Annotated in this window: 2 protein-coding genes; both read left to right on the top strand. The window is 68.2% G+C overall.

The window, feature by feature from the left end:
* Positions 1-1528 (top strand): type I polyketide synthase (locus tag F1615_RS35325; protein WP_149553124.1); only part of this gene is annotated, 1528 nt, incomplete at its 5' end.
* Positions 1521-2566: beta-ketoacyl synthase N-terminal-like domain-containing protein (locus F1615_RS35320; RefSeq protein WP_208818482.1), on the top strand; the 1046-nt coding region annotated here is incomplete at its 3' end. The genes F1615_RS35325 and F1615_RS35320, both read left to right, overlap by 8 nt.

Here is a 2566-nt window from a genome sequence, read left to right as displayed (position 1 = left end):
CCCCGACACCCCCACCGCCCTCCCCCACGCCCTCCACCACGCCCACACCCACCACGAACCCCAACTCGCCATCCGCCAAGGCCACCTCCACACCCCCCGACTCACCCGCCACCCCACCGGCAACACCACCGGCAACACCACCTGGAACCCACACGGCACAGTCCTGATCACCGGCGGCACAGGAACACTCGCCGCACACACCGCCCGCCACCTCGTCACCCAACACGGAGTACGCCACCTCCTCCTCGCCAGCCGCACCGGCCCCAACGCCCCAGGAGCCGACCAACTCCGCAAAGAACTTCAGGAACTCGGCGCCCACGTCACCATCACGGCATGCGACGTCGCCGACCCCGAAGCCACCGAAGCACTGCTCCACAACCTCCCCCCACAACACCCACTCACCGCCGTCATCCACACCGCAGGTGTCGTCGAGGACGCCACCTTCACCTCACTGTCGGTGCCTGAGCTCGAAGCCGTCCTGCGTCCCAAGGCGGACGCCGCCTGGAACCTCCACCACGCCACCCGCCACCTCGACCTCGACGCCTTCGTCCTCTACTCCTCCCTCGCCGCCACCGTGGGCTCACCCGGACAAGCCAACTACGCCGCCGCCAACGCCTACCTCGACGCCCTCGCCCACCACCGCCACCACCAAGGACTCCCCGCCACCAGCCTCGCCTGGGGCCCCTGGGCCGACACCGACGGCATGGCCGGGCTCCTGAGCGAGACCGACGTGGCCCGCATCGCGCGTACGGGGTTCCCGCCCATGACGGCCGAGTACGGACTGGGCCTGCTCGATGCCGCGCTGACCGCGTCGGACCATCCGCTGCTCATCGGCACCGCGCTCGACACCGCCGCGCTGCGTTCCCGGGCCGACGGCGGAGACCTTCCCCCGATCCTCGCCGACTTGGCTCCCCGCACTGCGCGACGTGCGCAGGGGACAGGAGCACCCGCGCAGGCGACACCGGCGGCGAGTTCACTCAAGGACCAGCTCGCCGGTCTCGGCGCGGCCGAACGGCAGGAACGGCTGCTCGACCTCGTCCGGCGCACGACGTCGTCGATCCTGGCGTACCCGGACGTGTCCGACGTACCCGCGCGGTCGGGTTTCCTCGACATGGGTCTCGACTCGCTGTCCACGATTGAGTTGCGCAACGTCTTGGGCCGTCTGACCGGCCTGCAGCTACCGGCGACACTCATCTTCGATCATCCGACACCGGCTGCTCTGGCACGTCATCTCGACGGCCTGCTCGCCTACGGCACCGGCCCGGAACGGCAGGACGACATCCTCGGTGAGCTGCGCCGGCTCGATTCCTCCCTCTTCTCGGTTCCCGCGGGGAACAGCCGCTTGCGTGCAGAGGTGAAGGAACAGCTCCAGTCGATGCTGAGGAAGTTCGACGACGGGCCCGATGACAACAGCGGGCAGCTGGCGGACGCACTCACTTCGGCGTCGGCCGAAGAGGTCCTCCAGTTCATCGACCGTGAATTCAGTGACAACCTTCGTGACTCCGGTGAGGCGGGTTCCCATGGCTGATGAGAAGAAGCTCGTTGACTACTTGAAGCGGGTCACTGCGGATCTCTTCCAGACGCGTCAGCGCCTGCAGGACATGGAGGACAGGACGCATGAGCCCATCGCGATCGTGGGTATGGGGTGTCGTCTGCCCGGTGGGGTAAGTTCACCCGGGGAGCTGTGGGACCTGGTCGCTCAGGGCCGGGATGCGATCTCCGAGTTCCCGACGAATCGTGGTTGGGACCTCTCCACCCTCTTCCACCCCGACCCGGAGCACCCCGGCACCTCCTACACGCGCTCCGGTGGGTTCCTGTACGACGCCGATCGGTTCGACGCCGAGTTCTTCAACATCTCCCACCGGGAGGCACAGGCCATGGACCCGCAGCAGCGTCTGCTGCTCGAGGTCGCCTGGGAAGCTCTGGAAGATTCCGGCATCGATCCACATTCCGTAGCGGACAGCAAGACCGGCGTGTACATGGGTGTTTCCGCGCATGATTACGGACCGCGGGCCACGCATGCTCCGCAGGAGTATCAGGGGTATCTGATGTCGGGGAGCTCGGGAAGTGTGGCGTCAGGCCGCATCGCCTACACCCTCGGGCTCCAAGGCCCCACCATGACCGTGGACACCGCCTGTTCGTCCTCCCTGGTGGCCGTGCACCTCGCCTGCCAGGCCCTGCGCAACAACGAATGCGACATGGCACTCGCCGGCGGGGCGGCCGTTCTCCCCACACCAGCTGTCTTCCTGGAATTCAGCCGCCAGGGCGGCCTCGCCCCCGACGGCCGCTGCAAAGCCTTCGCCGCCGAAGCCGACGGCACCGGCTGGGCCGAAGGCGCCGGAATCATCGTCCTGCAACGCCTCAGCCACGCCCAGGCCCAAGGCCACACCATCCTCGCCCTCATCCCCGGATCCGCCGTCAACCAGGACGGCGCCAGCAGCCGCTTGACCGCACCCAACGGCCCCGCCCAAGAACGCGTCATCCACCAAGCCCTCACCAACGCACGCCTCACCCCCGACCAGATCGACGCCGTCGAAGCCCACGGCACCGGCACCACCCTCGGCGA

This window comes from Streptomyces marokkonensis, from assembly GCF_008312835.1.
Classification (GTDB): Bacteria; Actinomycetota; Actinomycetes; order Streptomycetales; family Streptomycetaceae; genus Streptomyces; species Streptomyces marokkonensis_A.
This window is presented reverse-complemented; position numbering and strand designations above follow the sequence as displayed.